The 18,008-nt window shown below is 53.4% G+C and carries 16 protein-coding genes; 10 read left to right on the forward strand and 6 right to left on the reverse strand.

Annotation, left to right across the window (positions count from 1 at the left end):
• Positions 1–52: 52 nt before the first annotated feature.
• The gene (gene glnA / locus PGQ95_RS21320) at positions 53–1,462 is read right to left on the reverse strand and encodes a glutamate--ammonia ligase (protein ID WP_015368971.1); all 1,410 of its coding nucleotides are present in this window, start codon (positions 1,460–1,462) and stop codon (positions 53–55) included.
• 376 nt (positions 1,463–1,838) lie between these two features.
• On the opposite strand from glnA, the gene typA reads away from it, so the two are divergent.
• The 8 genes from typA to fabY all read left to right on the forward strand — a co-directional run bounded on the left by typA (position 1,839) and on the right by fabY (position 9,948).
• Positions 1,839–3,662: a ribosome-dependent GTPase TypA gene (typA, locus tag PGQ95_RS21325; RefSeq protein WP_015368970.1), complete on the forward strand. Its 1,824-nt coding sequence runs from the start codon at positions 1,839–1,841 to the stop codon at positions 3,660–3,662.
• A gap of 205 nt (positions 3,663–3,867) precedes the next feature.
• Positions 3,868–4,578, forward strand: a complete 711-nt coding sequence (locus PGQ95_RS21330) for a GntR family transcriptional regulator (RefSeq protein WP_430919246.1) — start codon at positions 3,868–3,870, stop codon at positions 4,576–4,578.
• Positions 4,579–4,585: 7 nt separating this feature from the next.
• Positions 4,586–5,566 (forward strand): sugar phosphate isomerase/epimerase family protein, encoded by a 981-nt coding sequence (locus tag PGQ95_RS21335; protein ID WP_430919248.1) that lies wholly within the window; start codon positions 4,586–4,588, stop codon positions 5,564–5,566.
• A gap of 97 nt (positions 5,567–5,663) precedes the next feature.
• Complete coding sequence (locus PGQ95_RS21340) at positions 5,664–6,923, forward strand: MFS transporter (RefSeq protein WP_430919250.1); 1,260 nt, start codon at positions 5,664–5,666, stop codon at positions 6,921–6,923.
• A 151-nt stretch (positions 6,924–7,074) separates the two neighbouring features.
• Positions 7,075–7,674: a glucose-1-phosphatase gene (gene yihX, locus PGQ95_RS21345; protein WP_015368969.1), complete on the forward strand. Its 600-nt coding sequence runs from the start codon at positions 7,075–7,077 to the stop codon at positions 7,672–7,674.
• Positions 7,668–8,528, forward strand: coding sequence for a virulence factor BrkB family protein (locus PGQ95_RS21350; protein ID WP_015368968.1), 861 nt, complete (start codon positions 7,668–7,670; stop codon positions 8,526–8,528). Before yihX ends, PGQ95_RS21350 begins: the two co-directional genes overlap by 7 nt.
• The gene (dtd, locus tag PGQ95_RS21355; protein WP_015368967.1) at positions 8,525–8,962 is read left to right on the forward strand and encodes a D-aminoacyl-tRNA deacylase; all 438 of its coding nucleotides are present in this window, start codon (positions 8,525–8,527) and stop codon (positions 8,960–8,962) included. Before PGQ95_RS21350 ends, dtd begins: the two co-directional genes overlap by 4 nt.
• 44 nt (positions 8,963–9,006) lie before the next feature.
• Positions 9,007–9,948 carry a fatty acid biosynthesis protein FabY gene (fabY, locus tag PGQ95_RS21360; protein WP_015368966.1) on the forward strand — a complete coding sequence of 314 codons (942 nt, stop codon included), beginning with the start codon at positions 9,007–9,009 and terminating at the stop codon, positions 9,946–9,948.
• A gap of 16 nt (positions 9,949–9,964) precedes the next feature.
• On the opposite strand, the gene PGQ95_RS21365 is transcribed toward fabY, so the two are convergent.
• From PGQ95_RS21365 to fdnG, 5 genes are all read right to left on the reverse strand, one after another.
• Complete coding sequence (locus PGQ95_RS21365; protein ID WP_430919253.1) at positions 9,965–10,882, reverse strand: alpha/beta hydrolase; 918 nt, start codon at positions 10,880–10,882, stop codon at positions 9,965–9,967.
• Positions 10,883–11,131: 249 nt separating this feature from the next.
• The gene (fdhE, locus tag PGQ95_RS21370; protein ID WP_015368963.1) at positions 11,132–12,061 is read right to left on the reverse strand and encodes a formate dehydrogenase accessory protein FdhE; all 930 of its coding nucleotides are present in this window, start codon (positions 12,059–12,061) and stop codon (positions 11,132–11,134) included.
• 5 nt (positions 12,062–12,066) lie between these two features.
• Positions 12,067–12,693, reverse strand: a complete 627-nt coding sequence (gene fdoI, locus PGQ95_RS21375) for a formate dehydrogenase cytochrome b556 subunit (protein WP_015368962.1) — start codon at positions 12,691–12,693, stop codon at positions 12,067–12,069.
• A complete protein-coding gene (fdxH, locus tag PGQ95_RS21380; RefSeq protein WP_015368961.1) occupies positions 12,690–13,592 on the reverse strand; it encodes a formate dehydrogenase subunit beta in 903 nt (300 codons plus the stop codon). The genes fdoI and fdxH overlap by 4 nt, the downstream gene beginning before the upstream one ends.
• A 12-nt stretch (positions 13,593–13,604) precedes the next feature.
• Complete coding sequence (gene fdnG, locus PGQ95_RS21385; protein WP_113374888.1) at positions 13,605–16,655, reverse strand: formate dehydrogenase-N subunit alpha; 3,051 nt, start codon at positions 16,653–16,655, stop codon at positions 13,605–13,607.
• Positions 16,656–16,812: 157 nt separating this feature from the next.
• Between fdnG and fdhD the strand changes: the two genes are divergently transcribed.
• Positions 16,813–17,649 (forward strand): formate dehydrogenase accessory sulfurtransferase FdhD, encoded by an 837-nt coding sequence (gene fdhD / locus PGQ95_RS21390; protein WP_049047184.1) that lies wholly within the window; start codon positions 16,813–16,815, stop codon positions 17,647–17,649.
• 128 nt (positions 17,650–17,777) lie between these two features.
• On the forward strand, positions 17,778–17,990 hold the full coding sequence (locus PGQ95_RS21395; protein ID WP_430919256.1) for a YdgH/BhsA/McbA-like domain containing protein: 213 nt from the start codon (positions 17,778–17,780) through the stop codon (positions 17,988–17,990).
• Positions 17,991–18,008 lie beyond the last annotated feature (18 nt).

Raw genomic sequence — 18,008 nt, forward strand, 5'->3', positions numbered from 1 at the left:
ATCCCTGGTGTCCCGTGCCACAACACGGGAACACCATGGATTTACAGCAAAATCAGACGCTGTAGTACAGTTCGAACTCAACCGGGTGCGGAGTCATACGTACGCGGTCGTTTTCTTCAATGCGCAGGGCGATGTAAGCATCGATAGCTTCGTCAGTGAAGACGCCGCCTGCGGTCAGGAACTCGCGGTCTGCGTCCAGAGCCTGCAGGGCTTCTTCCAGAGAACCTGCAACCTGCGGGATTTCTTTCGCTTCTTCCGGCGGCAGATCGTACAGGTTTTTGTCCATCGCATCGCCAGGATGGATTTTGTTTTTAATACCGTCCAGACCGGCCATCAGCAGCGCGGCAAAGCACAGGTATGGGTTGGCAGCCGGGTCCGGGAAGCGCACTTCGATACGACGCGCTTTCGGCGAGGCAACCACTGGAATACGGATGGAAGCAGAGCGGTTACGGGCGGAGTAAGCCAGCATAACCGGCGCTTCGTAACCCGGGACCAGACGCTTGTAGGAGTTGGTGGTCGGGTTCGCCAGGGCGTTGATCGCTTTAGCGTGCTTGATAACGCCGCCGATGTAGTGCAGCGCTTGCTCAGACAGTCCCGCGTATTTGTCGCCGGAGAACAGGTTTACGCCGTTCTTGGACAGGGACATGTGGCAGTGCATGCCGGAACCGTTATCGCCAAACATTGGTTTTGGCATGAAGGTTGCGGTTTTACCGAAACGGTGAGCGACGTTGTGTACAACGTATTTGTAGATCTGAATTTCGTCCGCTTTTTTGGTCATGGTGTTGAAGCGGGTGGCGATTTCGTTCTGACCTGCAGTTGCCACTTCGTGGTGGTGAGCTTCAACAACCAGGCCCATCTCTTCCATGATCATACACATGGTAGAACGGATATCCTGAGAGGAGTCTACCGGCGGAACCGGGAAGTAACCGCCTTTCACGCCCGGACGGTGGCCTTTGTTGCCGCCTTCGTATTTGGTAGAAGAGTTCCATGCGCCTTCGATATCGTCAATGGCCACGTGGGAACCAGAGATGGATGCGCCAAAGCGGATGTCGTCGAACAGGAAGAATTCTGGTTCCGGCCCGAACAGAACGGTGTCGGCGATGCCGGTGGCGCGCAGGTATTCTTCAGCGCGCTTGGCGATAGAGCGCGGGTCGCGGTCGTAACCCTGCAGGGTGCCTGGTTCCAGGATATCGCAGCGGATGATCAGCGTCGGTTCTTCGTAGAACGGGTCGATCAGCGCCGTGGTGGCATCCGGCATCAGGACCATGTCGGATTCGTTAATACCTTTCCAACCGCCAATCGAGGAGCCATCAAACATTTTGCCTTCTTCAAAGAATTCGGCATTTACCTGATGGGAAGGAATCGTGACGTGCTGTTCTTTACCTTTGGTATCGGTGAAGCGCAGATCGACAAACTTCACTTCGTGCTCGTTCAGCATCGTCAAAACGTGTTCAGCGGACATACTTAAACTCTCCCGGATTGGTCATTGTCGTCGTGGTAACGAACTTCTTACTGCTTAAAAGTGGCGTTGTTGCCTTAAAAAATATAAAGCGAAATCTGTGCCAACTTTTAAAAGTACGGTAAAACGCTGTATCATGCGCACCATAGTGCAAAAGGACTGCACCATGATGGAGATAATGCACCAAAATAGTGCCTCAATGTGAACATTGAGCACCATTTTGGTGCAATTTTTATTACGGTGCCCTTTTATCGCTCCGTGAAAGCGGTCACAAACAAACTCTGCAATACTTGTTTGCGGAGGATCTTTGTGATCCTGTTCAGTCCTTCGCTTAATACGTGTACAATAACGCGCTATTTCTAATGCCTGAGGCAAAGTTGTGATCGAAAATCTGCGTAATATCGCCATCATCGCGCACGTCGACCATGGTAAAACTACCCTGGTCGATAAGCTGCTACAGCAATCCGGTACGTTCGACGCACGTACTGAAGCACAAGAACGTGTGATGGACTCCAACGATTTGGAGAAAGAGCGTGGGATTACCATCCTCGCTAAAAACACTGCAATCAAATGGAATGATTACCGTATCAACATCGTTGATACCCCAGGGCACGCCGACTTCGGAGGTGAAGTTGAGCGTGTTATGTCCATGGTTGACTCTGTGCTGCTGGTGGTTGATGCCTTTGACGGCCCGATGCCGCAGACGCGCTTTGTTACCAAAAAAGCGTTTGCTCACGGTCTGAAGCCGATCGTGGTCATCAACAAAGTTGACCGTCCGGGCGCGCGTCCGGATTGGGTTGTCGACCAGGTATTCGACCTGTTCGTTAACCTCGACGCGACCGACGAACAGCTGGACTTCCCGATCGTTTACGCTTCCGCGCTGAACGGTATCGCGGGTCTGGACCACGAAGACATGGCTGAAGACATGACCCCGCTGTACCAGGCGATTGTTGACCGTGTACCGGCGCCGGACGTTGACCTTGACGGTCCGCTGCAGATGCAAATCTCCCAGCTCGACTACAACAACTACGTTGGCGTAATCGGCATTGGTCGCATCAAGCGCGGTAAAGTGAAGCCGAACCAGCAGATCACTATCATCGATAGCGAAGGGAAAACCCGTAACGGTAAAGTCGGTAAAGTACTGACTCACCTGGGTCTCGAGCGTATCGAGAGCGACGTAGCCGAAGCTGGCGACATCATCGCGATCACCGGTCTGGGCGAACTGAACATCTCCGACACCATCTGCGACCCGCAGAACGTCGAAGCGCTGCCGGCACTGTCTGTTGATGAGCCGACCGTATCTATGTTCTTCAACGTCAACACCTCTCCGTTCTGCGGTAAAGAAGGTAAGTTCGTTACCTCTCGCCAGATCCTGGACCGTCTGAACAAAGAGCTGGTGCACAACGTTGCGTTGCGCGTCGAAGAAACCGAAGACGCCGATGCGTTCCGCGTTTCTGGCCGTGGCGAACTGCACCTGTCCGTTCTGATTGAAAACATGCGTCGTGAAGGTTTCGAGATGGCGGTTTCCCGTCCGAAAGTTATCTTCCGCGAAATCGATGGCCGTAAACAAGAGCCGTTCGAGAACGTGACGCTGGACGTCGAAGAGCAGCACCAGGGTTCTGTCATGCAGGCGCTGGGTGAGCGTAAAGGCGACCTGAAAAACATGAATCCAGACGGCAAAGGCCGCGTACGTCTCGACTACGTGATCCCAAGCCGTGGTCTGATCGGCTTCCGTTCAGAGTTCATGACCATGACTTCCGGTACCGGTCTGCTGTACTCCACCTTCAGCCACTACGACGATGTTCGTCCGGGCGAAGTTGGCCAGCGTAACAACGGCGTACTGATCTCTAACGGTCAGGGTAAAGCGGTTGCGTTCGCACTGTTCGGCCTGCAGGATCGCGGTAAGCTGTTCCTCGGCCACGGCGCTGAAGTTTACGAAGGTCAGATTATCGGTATTCACAGCCGTTCTAATGACCTGACGGTAAACTGCCTGACCGGTAAGAAACTGACTAACATGCGTGCGTCCGGTACTGACGAAGCAACGGTTCTGGTTCCGCCGGTTAAGATGACCCTGGAGCAAGCTCTGGAGTTCATCGATGACGACGAACTGGTAGAAGTTACTCCGACGTCTATCCGTATCCGTAAACGTCACCTGACCGAGAACGACCGTAAACGCGCTATGCGCGGTGCAAAAGAAGAGTAATTACCCTTCTTGCTACCCTTCAAACCTCGCCTCTCCGGCGGGGTTTTTTTATGCCTGTTCCTCATGCTTATCACCTGGGCGGCGCCAGTGTCGCTCCGGGAGAGAGCTCGGTCACAATTATTCTTAAAGCTTGCGACAGCAATTGCTTTCTTTTTTTGCTCAAGAGTAAGATGAGTCATCTGGTTTAAACCAAATGGATTAAACAATGACGAATAACCCATCCACTGTGGAAAATGCGAAAGAGAAACTGGACCTGTGGTTAAAGCAGGGGCTGACGGTATCGGGTGGAAAATTGCCGTCCGAGCGCGAGCTGGGCGAGTTGCTCGGTATCAAGCGTATGACCCTGCGCCAGGCGCTGCTCAGCCTGGAGGCGGAATCAAGAATATTTCGTAAAGACCGTAAAGGCTGGTTTGTCGCCCAGCCGCGTTTTAACTATAGCCCGGAGCTTTCGGCCAGCTTTCAGCGGGCAGCGATTGAACAGGGTAGAGAGCCTTCGTGGGGTTTTATCGAAAAGGTACGTACGACGGAGTATCCCGACGTCGCAGAAGCTCTCTTTGCCACCTGTCCTGCGCAAGATTTATATCTGATAACCGGCTGGGGGGCGCTGGAAGGGCATAAAGTTTTTTATCATGCAACGTTTATCAACCCGAATGTTGCGCCGGAGTTTATTACCAGGCTAAAGAACCAATCTTTTTCTTCCGTTTGGGAGAAGAATTATCATAAAAATGTTGTTATTAAAAAATTAGCCTTCAGGCCAGTGAGAATGTCCGGCGATGTAAGTAAATTCATCGGCGGGTCTGCCGGCATGCCCGCTATTCTGATTGAAAAACATCGTGCCGATAGTGCAGGTAATATCGTGCAAATAGATCTCGAATATTGGCGATTTGAGGCTGTGGATCTCTTTATTAACTTGTAGGTATTTTATGCTCACTAAAGATAACGCTGAGAAGATCGTTTCTCGCATTGATAATATTCCTCTTTATCTTCATGCTTATGCATATCACCTGAATATGCGGCTGGAGAGAATTTTACCGGTCGATTTATTGAAAATTGCGGATAGCCATCATTTAAAAGGTGTGAAAATACATGTCCTCGATGGCGAGCGTTACTCTCTTAGCTGTATGGATAATATGCAATTGGCCGCTTTTGGCGAGCAGGCAAAAGCGTTACGGTTGGATATTCATATAGAAACCAGCGCTTCCGATAAAGAGACCATCGATCAGGCCGTCGCTATCGCATTAAAAACCGGGGCAACCTCCGTTCGTTTTTATCCTCGTTACGAAGGGCCTTTACAGGAAGTTCTGGCAAGAATTACGGCTGATATTCAATATATTAAAGAGGCGTATAGCCAATCTGGACTCACTTTTACCATTGAACAACATGAAGATTTAAAAAGTATCGAGTTGGTTAATCTGATTAAACAAAGCGAGATGCCGTCGCTATCGCTGCTCTTTGATTTTGCCAATATGATCAATGCCAATGAACGACCGCTTGAGGCGTTGGCAGCGATGTCACCCTATGTCACTCAGGTTCACATTAAAGATGCCTGTATCATTGCGGAAAATGGCGGGCTTGGGCACCGGGCCTGTAACTCAGGTCTGGGTGATATGCCGTTTAAGGCGCTGCTGACTGAGTTAATTTGTCTGGGCCAGGAGCAACCACAGGTGATGGCGTACGGACTGGAAGAAGAAGTTGATTATTACGCGCCGCCTTTCCGTTTTGCAACCGAAGGCGATAACCCGTGGATCCCGTGGCGACAAATGAGCGAAACGCCTCTGCCTGATACAACGCAACTTGAAGCCCGGCTGGATAAAGAAAAACAGGATGCGATCGCCCAGTTAAATTTTGTCAGGGACACCTTACACGATATAAAAAATGATGCTCTGAAAGTGCTTTCTCGCTAATTTTAATTAAAATTGGTATTTATGGCCGCTATTTTAATTTAATAGCTAAATGTTCCATGTCCTTAAATAAAATGATGTTAAGTCATCAGGGGATCTTATGCTCACAAGAAAGAAATGGGCTATATTTAGCCTGTTAACGCTTTGTGGTGGTACCATTTATAAACTGCCTTCATTAAAAGATGCGTTTTATATACCGATGCAGGATTACTTTTATTTGACCAATGGTCAGATTGGTAATGCCATGTCGGTAAACTCAGTGGTGACAACCATTGGTTTTTTCTTGTCAATTTACTTTGCTGATAAACTTCCGCGTCGCTACACCATGTCATTTTCACTAATAGCGACGGGATTGTTAGGCATCTACCTGACGACGATGCCCGGCTATTGGGGCATTCTGTTTGTCTGGGCATTATTTGGCGTGACATGCGACATGATGAACTGGCCCGTACTATTAAAATCAGTGAGTCGGTTAGGGAATAGCGAACAGCAGGGGCGATTATTTGGCTTCTTCGAAACGGGGCGCGGAATTGTCGACACCGTTATCGCATTTTCCGCATTAGCTATTTTCACCTGGTTTGGCAGTGGCTTACTGGGTTTTAAAGCCGGCATTTGGTTCTACGCAATTATTGTCATTGTTGTAGGCATCTTGCTGTTTTTCATGCTTAAGCAAAAGGATGAGCCGACGCCCGCCGCTGATGAAGGCGCCACAAAGCAACAAACCAGCATCTCTTCGGTGCTGAAAGACAAAACAATTTGGCTGATTGCCTTCAATGTTTTTTTTGTCTACGCCGTGTACTGTGGACTCACCTTCTTTATCCCGTTCCTGAAGAACATCTACATGCTGCCGGTAGCCCTGGTGGGCGCATACGGCATTATTAACCAGTACTGTTTAAAAATGATCGGTGGTCCAATTGGCGGTTTAATTGCCGATAAGATCCTCAAATCGCCAAGTAAATATCTATTTTATACCTTCTGTATCAGTACGATGGCTTTAGTCGCGTTAATTCTGTTACCGCACGAAAGTATGCCGGTCTATCTGGGTATGGTGTGTACTCTCGGGTTCGGCGCCATTGTTTTTACGCAACGCGCCGTGTTTTTTGCCCCGATTGGGGAGGCGAAAATCGCTGAAAACCAGACGGGCGCGGCGATGGCGCTGGGGAGCTTCATTGGCTATGCGCCGGCTATGTTTTGCTATAGCCTGTACGGCTACATTCTCGATCTTAATCCGGGTCTGGTGGGGTACAAGATAGTCTTTGGCATCATGGCCTGCTTCGCTTGCGCCGGCGCGTTCGTTTCGGTGATGTTGGTTAAACGCATCAATCGCAGAAAGAATATGTTGCAAACCGCATTGGTCTGATTTTAAGCGTTCAGCCATTTCACCAAAGCCGCAGATATGCGGCTTTGGTCGTTTTGCGCCTGAGATGTCGTGAGCCGTTTCCGGTTTGTTCATAGTCAAACCTCTTCTTTCCCGCTACAGTTAATCTTCAACGGCGCGGAAGGAGACAAAAATGCTCTATATCTTTGATTTAGGTAATGTGATTGTCGACATTGACTTCAACCGGGTGCTCGGAACGTGGAGTGATTTGACCCGCATTCCGCTGGCGACGCTAAAGCAAGACTTTGTCATGGGCGATGCCTTCCACCAGCATGAACGCGGGGAGATCAGCGATGAAGAGTTTGCCGCCGCGATGTGCCACGAAATGAACATGCCGCTGAGCTATGAACAGTTCGCCCACGGTTGGCAGGCCGTTTTTGTCGCCTTGCGTCCAGAAGTCACCGACATCATGCAAAAACTTCGCGACCAGGGGCACCGCGTGGTCGTACTCTCGAACACCAACCGATTACATACCACTTTCTGGCCAAGCGAATATCCACAAGTGCGTGCTGCCGCAGATCATGTGTATCTTTCGCAAGAGATGGGGATGCGCAAACCCGAAACGCGTATCTACCAAAGCGTGCTGCAGGCGGAAGGATTTTCGCCGCAAGACGCGGTCTTTTTTGACGATAACGCCGATAATATAGCTGGGGCTAACCAGTTGGGGATCACCAGTATTCTGGTCACGGATAAGGAGACCATCCCCAACTACTTTGCGAAGCAGCTATGCTAAAAAGCGTTCATCAAAAAACCAAATACCATACCAGGCCGCTGGTGGCCTGGCTTAAGCTGCTGTGGCGGCGAATTGAAGAAGACAACATGACGACGTTGGCGGGGAATCTTGCCTACGTGTCTTTACTTGCGCTGGTGCCGCTGATCGCTGTGGTTTTTGCCCTCTTTGCCGCCTTTCCGATGTTCTCCGACGTCAGCGTGCAGATCCGCCATTTTATCTTTGCCAACTTCATTCCGGCGACCGGCGATGTCATTCAGGGATATATCGAACAGTTTGTGGCGAACTCCAGCAGGATGACGGCCGTCGGCGCCTTTGGGTTAATCGTCACCTCATTACTGCTGATGTACTCGATTGATAGCGCGCTGAATACCATCTGGCGCAGCAGTCGGACGCGACCAAAGATCTATTCATTTGCGGTCTACTGGATGATCCTGACTCTCGGGCCGCTGTTGGCTGGCGCCAGTCTGGCAATCAGTTCCTATCTTCTCTCACTACGTTGGGCCAGCGATCTCAATAGCGTCATTGATGATGTACTACGTATATTCCCGCTAATTTTATCGTGGGCGGCGTTCTGGATGCTTTATAGCATCGTGCCCACCACCCAGGTGCGCAATCGCGATGCGGTGATTGGCTCGCTGGTGGCGGCACTGCTTTTTGAAGCCGGTAAAAAGGCTTTTGCTTTATATATCACCATGTTTCCGTCATACCAGCTGATTTATGGCGTGATTGCGGTAGTACCCATTTTGTTTGTCTGGGTTTACTGGACCTGGTGTATCGTCTTGCTTGGCGCTGAAATAACTGTCACTCTCGGTGAATACCGCAAACTCAAAAAAGAAGAAACAGAACAACCATGATTGCATTAATTCAACGCGTATCCCGTGCAAGCGTTACCGTGGAGGGTGAAGTGACGGGTGAAATCGGGCCGGGGCTGCTGGTGCTGCTGGGGGTCGAGAAAGACGATGACGAACAGAAGGCCAACCGTCTGTGTGAACGGGTGCTCGGCTATCGCATTTTCAGCGACGCCGAAGGCAAAATGAATCTTAATGTCCAGCAGGCGGGCGGCAGCGTGCTGGTGGTTTCGCAATTTACGCTGGCGGCCGATACCGAGCGCGGCATGCGCCCGAGTTTTTCCAAAGGCGCGGCGCCGGACAGAGCGGAAGCGCTGTATGAATATTTTGTTGAGCGCTGCCGCCAACAAGAAATGAATACTCAGACCGGGAGATTCGCTGCGGATATGCAGGTCTCGCTGGTAAACGATGGTCCCGTGACCTTTTGGTTGCAGGTATGAGTCAGCTTCCGGGCAGGCTGCGGGTAACAAAAGAGAGTACAGCTATGTATCACCTTCGTGTACCGCAAACAGAAGAAGAGTTAGAAAGCTATTATCAATTCCGCTGGGAGATGCTGCGTAAGCCGCTGCATCAGCCTAAAGGATCGGAACGCGACGCCTGGGATGCCATGGCGCATCATCAGATGGTCGTCGATGAAGAAGGCAACCTGGTTGCCGTCGGCCGGCTGTATATTAATGCGGAGAATGAAGCCTCGATCCGCTTTATGGCCGTACATCCTTCCGTTCAGGATAAAGGTTTAGGCACCCTTATGGCGATGACTCTTGAGTCAGTCGCCCGTCAGGAAGGGGTGAAGCGGGTGACCTGTAGCGCCCGTGAAGACGCGATGGAGTTCTTCTCTAAGCTGGGCTTTGTGAACCAGGGTGAAATCACCACGCCGACAACCACGCCGATTCGCCACTTCTTGATGATTAAACCCATTGCTTCGTTGGACGATATCCTGCACCGCGGCGACTGGTGCGGCCAGCTGCAGCAGGCCTGGTATCAGCACATTCCGCTGAGCGAAAAGATGGGAGTGCGCATCCAGCAGTACACCGGGCAGAAATTTATCACCACCATGCCCGAAGCGGGTAACCAGAATCCGCACCATACGTTATTTGCCGGCAGCCTGTTTTCGCTCGCCACCTTAACCGGCTGGGGGCTAATCTGGTTAATGCTGCGCGAGAGGCACCTTGGCGGCACGATTATCCTTGCCGATGCGCATATCCGTTACAGCAAGCCGATCAGCGGGAGGCCGAATGCCGTGGCCGATTTGGGCTCGCTAAGCGGCGATCTCGATCGCCTGGCGCGCGGGCGCAAGGCTCGCGTGCAGCTTCAGGTTGAACTGTTCGGTAACGATAAGCTGGGCGCTGTTTTTGAGGGGACCTATATCGTACTGCCCGCGAAGCCGTTCGGTTCGTATGAAGAGGGCGGGAACGAGGAAGAGTAACCCGCCTCCGGCATTATTATTGGCCTGGCGTTCGCGTATGCCAGGCAATATCGCGCATCGCCTGCCTTGCCGCGAGGCTTATCCCGCCTAACTGAAAGAAACCGTGTATGACGCCCAGATAGCGCTGGCAGGTGCTTTCTATTCCCTGTGCTATTAACCGCCGGTACAGCGCTTCTCCTTCATCGCGCAAAGGGTCAAATTCGGCCGTCAGGATATGAACCGGCGGCAGCCCGTTAAAATCTTCGCGCCACAGCGGACTGGCTTCCGGATGGGTGGCGGGTGTGGCCGCTAAATACATCTCGTAGCCGCTAAGCAGTGTATCCCGGGTAATGATGTAATCCTCGCCGTTGCTGGCATAGCTTGCCATGCTGGCGGTAGCGTCGAGCATAGGGTAAATCAGGATAAGCTGCGCAGGTTGCCATACTCCCGCCGCTTTCAGGCGTAGCGCAGTGACCAGGGCGAGGTGGCCGCCGGCGCTGTCGCCGGCCAGCGTGATGCGCGCGGCGTCAACGCCAAGCCGCTGCGCATACCGATAGATAATGTTGGCGCCTCGTTCCGCATCATCGTGCGCCGCCGGAAAAGGGGACTCCGGGGCGAGGCGGTATTGCACGGCGATCACCCGGTATCCACTGAACCAGGCAAGCTGGCGCAATTGGTTGTCATGGGTGGCAAAGCCGCCGCTCACAAAACAGCCGCCGTGGTAATACACAATGGTGGGTAGCAAGCCGTTGCTTTTTGGCGGCGAGACGACGCGAAAGGTTATGCCATCGAGCGTGATGTCTTCAACCTGCACACGCGTTTCCGTTTCCCCTGCGAGAACGGCGCTGGCGAGATAGCCGTTTCTCCGGTCATCAATACTCTGTTCTCGCGATGGTGGCCGCCCCGCAGCAATAAACTCCTCAACCAGCGAAGCAATACCTTTTTCCAACGTCATGGCAAGTCCCTTTTACTGGATTAATATCCAGTGTTATAGCCTGGTTTTTGCGAAAAAGATATACCGAATAAAGCCGCGATCGCATTGTGGAAAGCGGCTCGCAAAAGCGTATTTCTCAGCAAAGATCTGCTTCTTCTGTTGAACAATATCTGGAGAAGCAGGAGCGGGATAAGGAGAGCATTTCCGGCGTGGTCACGCCGTATGAATGATAACGAGCGACCTGAGTCGCCCGTTATAGGTGCGCAGAACTTACTCCCCTTCGCCGGGGAACATGAACGGGTTAATTGAGCTTCTGGCGAAGCCTTCCTGTTCCATGCGAGCATCGAGTACCAGCGAGGCTAAATCGTCGGCAACGGCTTCGACTTTCGGGTCTTTCTCCTGATACATAATCTTCAGGTAGCTCCCGCAGTCGCCGCAGCTTTCGGCTTTCACCGCCGCCTGCTCGTTATCCAGCGACCAGTAGTGCAGGTCGCGGCTCTGTTCGCAGTTGCTGCATTTTACGCGTACCACATGCCATTCGGTTTCACACAAGTTGCAGTGCAGATAGCGCAGCCCCTGAGTGGTGCCGATTTGCACGATGCTGGAGACCGGCATCGAGCCGCAAACCGGGCAGAACTGGCGATGCTCGCCGTATTCGGCGCGCGCTTTCCCCGGGATCAGGCTGGCCATTTGCGCCCAGTACAGCGACAGCGCGGCCCAGATAAACGGCGCTTTGTCGCTGCTGACCGAGGCGAAATCGGAAGCAAACAGCGCGCTGGCCATCTCTTCCAGTTCCGGCCCGGAGGCTTTTTCCAGGTTCTCGATAACCGACAGCGCCGGGCCGCTCATCTCAGGTTTCAGCTCGGCGATCAGTGAATGCAGTAGCTTATGCCAGTGTTTATCACGCGGTAATACGTGAATATCCAGCGGCGGCTTGCCCTGATCGTTGGCCTCTTTAATGCGGGCAGTCAGATCCATCTGCAACGGATGGTCGTACAGCACCACTTCCTGCGCATGAGCGATCAGCGCGGCAAAGCGCAGGTAATCGCCCAGCGGGTTGTTGGCGGCCAGCTCGCGCAGGCGCTCTGCGCGGCGGTTATAAAGATTCTTCAGTCTGGGGAACAGTAGCGGCGGAATTGCTTCCGCCGTGCGTTTCTCGCTCGAACCCAGCTCGTCTTGCGGGATTATGCGAATACTCATGCAGTCTATTTTTCCTGTTTCTGGCGGACTTCACGGTACCAGCGCGGGTGATGTTTCTTCGCCCACGTTTTGGTAACCCAGCCTTCCACCATCGCGGTAATGGTGCCTTTCACCCAGAGGGCGGCGTAGATATGCACCATGATAACCACAATTAACGCGACTGCGGCAAAAGAATGCAGCATCAGCGCGAATCGGATCACCGGGATTGAGAATGCAGGCGCAAAGTACGGACGCCAGATGATCACACCGCTCACCAGCAGCAGCACCAGGAAAATAATTGCCGCCCAGAATACGCATTTCTGGCCGAAGTTATAACGCCCGGTATCGCCTACCTCCTCGTTGACGACGATCTTACGAATATTCTTCGCCCAAAAGATATCATCCCGATTGATTAGGTTATGGTGCCAGTAACGGAAAAACATGATGATAAACGACGCGAACATCACCACCCCGACGAACGGGTGGAGAATACGCGCCAGCTGCGGCGTACCGAGAATATGCATCAGCCAGTTAAACGACGGGAAGAAAAAGCCTAACCCGCTTACCGCCGCCAGAATAAAGCAGAAGGCGGTTATCCAGTGATTGATGCGTTCCGGCGCCGTGTAGCGCACGATGGTGTCACGTTTTCTCATTTGCGCACCTCGTCTTTCTCTTCATGCAGGTTGTCTTCTTCCTCATCTGCGCGGTTCGGACCGACGCCGACGTAGTGGAAGATGCTGGCTGCGAAGGTCGCAGCAAAGCCGACCGCCGCCAGCGGTTTCCAGATACCTTTCCAGAATTTCACCGTTTGGCTGATTTCCGGATTCTCTGGCAGACCGTGGTACAGATTCGGTTTATCGGCATGGTGCAGCACGTACATCACGTGGGTGCCGCCGACGCCAGCCGGATCGTACAGGCCCGCCTTGTCGTAACCGCGGGTTTTCAGCTCTGCGACGCGCTCGCCGGCCAGCGTTTTCATATCCTCTTTCGAACCAAAGTGGATAGCGCCGGTTGGGCAGGTTTTCACGCACGCCGGCTCCTGGCCGACGGTCACGCGGTCCACGCACAGCGTACATTTGTAGACACGGTTGTCTTCCGGGTTCAGACGCGGTACATCGAACGGGCAGCCTGCGATGCAGTAGCCGCAGCCGATACACTGCTCAGACTGGAAGTCGACGATGCCGTTAGCGTACTGAATGATTGCGCCTTCTGACGGACAGGCCTTCAGGCAGCCCGGGTCAGCGCAGTGCATGCAGCCATCTTTACGAATAAGCCATTCCAGCTTGTCGTTTTGTTCCACTTCCGAGAAGCGCATGACCGTCCATGACTTGGCGGTCAGGTCCGCCGGGTTGTCATACACCCCAACGTTGTTACCCACTTCGTCACGGAGATCGTTCCATTCGGAACAGGCCACCTGGCAGGCTTTACAGCCGATACAGGTGGTAACGTCGATAAGCTTCGCCACTTCCTGCTGGTGGTCCCGCGCCTGAGGCGCGGGAGTGAAACCGTTAGTCGCGGAACGACGAATAATATCTTGCGATTGATAAGCCATAAGTCGTCTCCGTTACACCTTTTCCACGTTCACGAGGAAGGCTTTAAACTCCGGCGTCTGCGTGTTGGCGTCGCCGACAAACGGCGTCAGCGTATTGGCGATAAAGCCTTTTTTCGCCACGCCTTCGTAGCCCCAGTGAATAGGAATGCCGATGGTATCCACCTCTTTACCGTGAACCTGCAGCGTACGAATACGCTTGGTCACTACCGCCTTGGCTTTGATATAGCCGCGGTTAGAGGAGACTTTCACGGTATCGCCATGGCCGATGCCGAGCTTATTCGCCAGTTTTTCGCCGATCTCCACAAACTGTTCCGGCTGCGCGATGGCGTTAAGCAGCGCGTGTTTGGTCCAGTAGTGGAAGTGTTCGGTCAGGCGGTAAGTTGTGCCGACGTACGGGAACTGCTCGGCCTTGCCCATCTGCTCGAGATCGCCTTTAAAGACGCGAGCGGCCGGGTTAGAGACCACGTTTGGATGCAGCGGGTTAGTCCCCAGCGGCGTTTCAAACGGTTCGTAGTGTTCCGGGAACGGCCCCTCAGCCATCTTATCAATAGCGAACAGACGCCCCATCCCTTCAGGCTGCATGATAAACGGACCGACGTCGCTGCCAGGGGCGGCGGCGCTGTAATCCGGAATATCCACACCACCCCATTTCGCGCCGTCCCATTTCAGCAACTGACGCTTCGGATCCCACGGTTTACCCTGCGGGTCCGCGGAGGCGCGGTTATACAGAATGCGGCGGTTTAGCGGCCATGCCCAGGCCCAGCCCAGCGTATTGCCGAGGCCTGACGGGTCGGCGTTATCGCGGCGCGCCATCTGGTTGCCTTCCGGCGTCCAGCTGCCGGCGAAGATCCAGCAGCCGCTGGAAGTCGTGCCGTCGTCGCGTAGCTGTGCGAAGGAGCTCAACTGCTGCCCTTTCTTAACGATTACCGCGCCGGTTGCCGGATCGGTAATATCCGCCAGCGCTTTACCGTTGCTTTCCATCGCCACTTCTTCAGACGCCGGCTCGTGCGGCGTGGAGTAGTTCCACGTCATGTTGAGCACCGGCTCCGGCGTTGGGCCGCCTTCTTCGGCATACATCTTACGCAGACGCGAGAAGATACCAGCGAGGATTTCGCCATCGGTCACGGCGATCCCCGGGGCGTCCGCGCCTTTCCAGTGCCACTGCAGCCAGCGGCCGGAGTTCACGATAGAACCGTTTTCTTCGGCGAAGCAGGTGGACGGCAGACGGAACACTTCGGTCTGGATTTTCGCCGGATCAACATCGTTGGACTCACCGTGGTTTTGCCAGAAGGTGGACGTTTCGGTGTTGAGCGGATCGATGGTCACAAGGAACTTCAGCTTCGACAGGGAAGCCACCACCTTGTTTTTGTTCGGGAACGAGGCGACCGGGTTAAAGCCCTGGCAAATATAGCCATTCACTTTGCCCTGATTCATCATCTCGAAATACTGCAGAACGTCGTAGCTCTTATCCCACTTCGGCAGCCAGTCAAAGCCCCAGCTATTTTCTGCCGTAGCTTTATCGCCGAAGAAGGCTTTCATCATGGAGACGAAGAACTTCGGATAGTTGCCCCAGTAGTTCACCTGGTCTTTCAACAGCGGTTTCGGCGTGTTGGCGCTCAGGTAGGTCTGCAGGTCGGCCTGTTTTTCATTAGGCAGCGACATGTATCCCGGCAGGCTGGTTGAGAGCAGGCCGAGGTCAGTCAGACCCTGGATATTGGAGTGACCGCGCAGGGCATTGACGCCGCCGCCTGCCATCCCCATGTTGCCAAGCAGCAGCTGGATCATCGCCATGGTGCGAATGTTCTGCGCGCCGATGGAGTGCTGGGTCCAGCCGAGAGCATACAGGAACGACGCGGTTTTATCGTGCGCGCTGGTTTCTGCAATATATTCGCAAACTTTAAGGAAATCGGCCTTCGGCGTACCACAGATGTTTTCGACCACATCCGGCGTATAGCGGGAAACGTGCTGTTTTAGCAGATTCCAGACGCAGCGTGGATGCTGTAGCGTGGTATCGCGTTTGGCGAAGCCGTTTTCATCCAGCTCATAGTTCCAGCTGGTTTTGTCATACTGGCGTTTTTCGGCATCGTAGCCGCTGAACAGACCATCATCAAAGCTGTAGTCCTCACGCACGATCAGGCTGGCGTTGGTATAGGCTTCGGTGTATTCACGGTTGAATTTTTCGTTATTCAGCAGGTACAGGATGACGCCCGACAGGAAGGTTATGTCGGTACCGGAACGAATCGGGGTGTAGAAATCAGCCACCGACGCCGTACGCGTAAAGCGCGGATCGATAACGATGAGCTTGGCGCCGTTATGAATTTTGGCTTCCATCGCCCAGCGGAATCCCACCGGATGCGCTTCTGCGGCGTTACCGCCCATCACCACGATCAGGTTGGCGTTTTTAATATCAACCCAGTGGTTGGTCATCGCACCGCGACCAAATGTTGGAGCAAGACTTGCTACCGTTGGTCCGTGTCAGACACGCGCCTGGTTATCCACCGCCAGCATCCCGAGGGCGCGGGTGAATTTTTGCGTTAAATAGCCGGTTTCGTTACTGGAAGCGGAGGCGCACAGCATACCGGTGGTCAGCCAACGGTTAACGGTGGTGCCGGCGCTGTTTTGGGCGATAAAGTTGGCGTCACGGTCTTCTTTCATCAGCTTCGCGATGCGATCGAACGCTTCGTCCCAGCTGATTTGCTGCCATTTATCAGAACCTGGCGCGCGATATTCCGGGAATTTCAGGCGGCTTTCAGAATGGATAAAGTCCACCAGACCGGCCCCTTTCGGGCAGAGCGCACCACGGTTTACCGGATGATCCGGATCGCCTTCGATATGGAAAATGGATGCTTTGGCGTTTTTCGCACCGTCGCCGAGGCTATACATCAATAGCCCGCAGCCAACGGAACAGTACGTACAGGTGTTGCGGGTTTCGCGAGTACGCAGCAGTTTGTACTGCCGGGTTTCCGCGAGCGCAGTAGCCGGGGCAAAGCCCAGCGCTGCTGCCGTCGTGCCTGCCATACCGCCAGCGCAGATCTTAAAGAACTGCCTTCTGCTGACCTGCATGGTTCGCTCCTTGTTTCGACATTGTCACATGTAGTTATTTACTTTGCGGTGAAGGCCGCAAAGGTTCAGAATTGAGTTAATTTCCCTCGGTCCTGGAGGGATATAAAAACAGAATACCACATTGTGTGTATGCCTGTTCCAATACGGTTAAATGAAAGTGAATAAGAACCTTCCTGAACAAATCAAAAATGTGACAGATGTCACAGGTTATCGCCAGGTTACCCTCTGGAAACGTGAGGATTTGCAACATCCTCAGCCAGACGAGGTAGCAGAAGAGGTACCCGTCGCTCTGGTTTATAACGGCATCTCGCACGTCGTCATGATGGCGACGCCACGTGACCTGGAACATTTCGCCGTCGGTTTTTCCCTATCTGAAGGGATTATACAAAGCCGACAAGAGATCTACGGGATGGACGTGGTACAGGCCTGTAACGGGGTAGAAGTGCAAATCGAACTCTCCAGCCGCCGGTTTATGGGGCTGAAAGAGCGCCGCCGGGCGCTCGCCGGGCGTACCGGTTGTGGGGTATGTGGCGTCGAGCAGCTAAATGATATCGGTAAGCCCGTCGAGCCGCTGCCCTTTAGCCAGACCTTTGCGCTCTCTCATCTCGATCGCGCGCTCAAACAGTTAAATGAGGTTCAGCCTATCGGCCGCCTGACCGGCTGTACGCACGCCGCCGCGTGGGTGCGCCCTGACGGTGAACTGGCGGGTGGGCATGAAGATGTAGGCCGTCACGTTGCGCTGGATAAACTGCTGGGGCGTCGTAGTGAAGAAGGAGAGGGCTGGCAGCAGGGCGCGGCCTTAGTCTCCAGCCGCGCCAGTTATGAGATGGTACAGAAGGCCGCGATGTGCGGGGTGGAAATCCTGTTTGCCGTCTCTGCGGCGACGACCCTGGCGGTTGAAGTCGCCGAGCGTTGTAATCTGACGCTGGTGGGGTTCTGCAGGCCAGGCAGAGCGACGATTTATACTCATCCGCAGCGCCTCATTGCCGGTTAAATGTTGGTCAGTTTTTTTGAAAGATGACAGCAAATCCTTCCGCTTTTAGTTACGGGATGTGAAGATTATTATTTATCACATCAAGGCACGGCGCCTTATCCAAACAACTAAATTAAAGGGTTTATATCATGAAAAGCATCAAAACTTTTGTCGCTGTTATCGCTATGGCCGCTTCTTTCGGTTCTTTCGCTGCACAATCCGTGACCGCCACCGCTTCCACGATGGACGCCGCGGAAGCGAAAATCGCCGCTCAGGCGCAGGCTGCCGGCGCGTCTTCTTACACCATTACCGAAGCGTTTAACGGTAATCGCGTGCATATGACCGCTGAACTGAACAAATAAGTTAGCAACCCACTACCG

It is taken from the genome of Klebsiella sp. 141240, from assembly GCF_050600805.1.
Lineage (GTDB): Bacteria > Pseudomonadota > Gammaproteobacteria > Enterobacterales > Enterobacteriaceae > Klebsiella > Klebsiella aerogenes.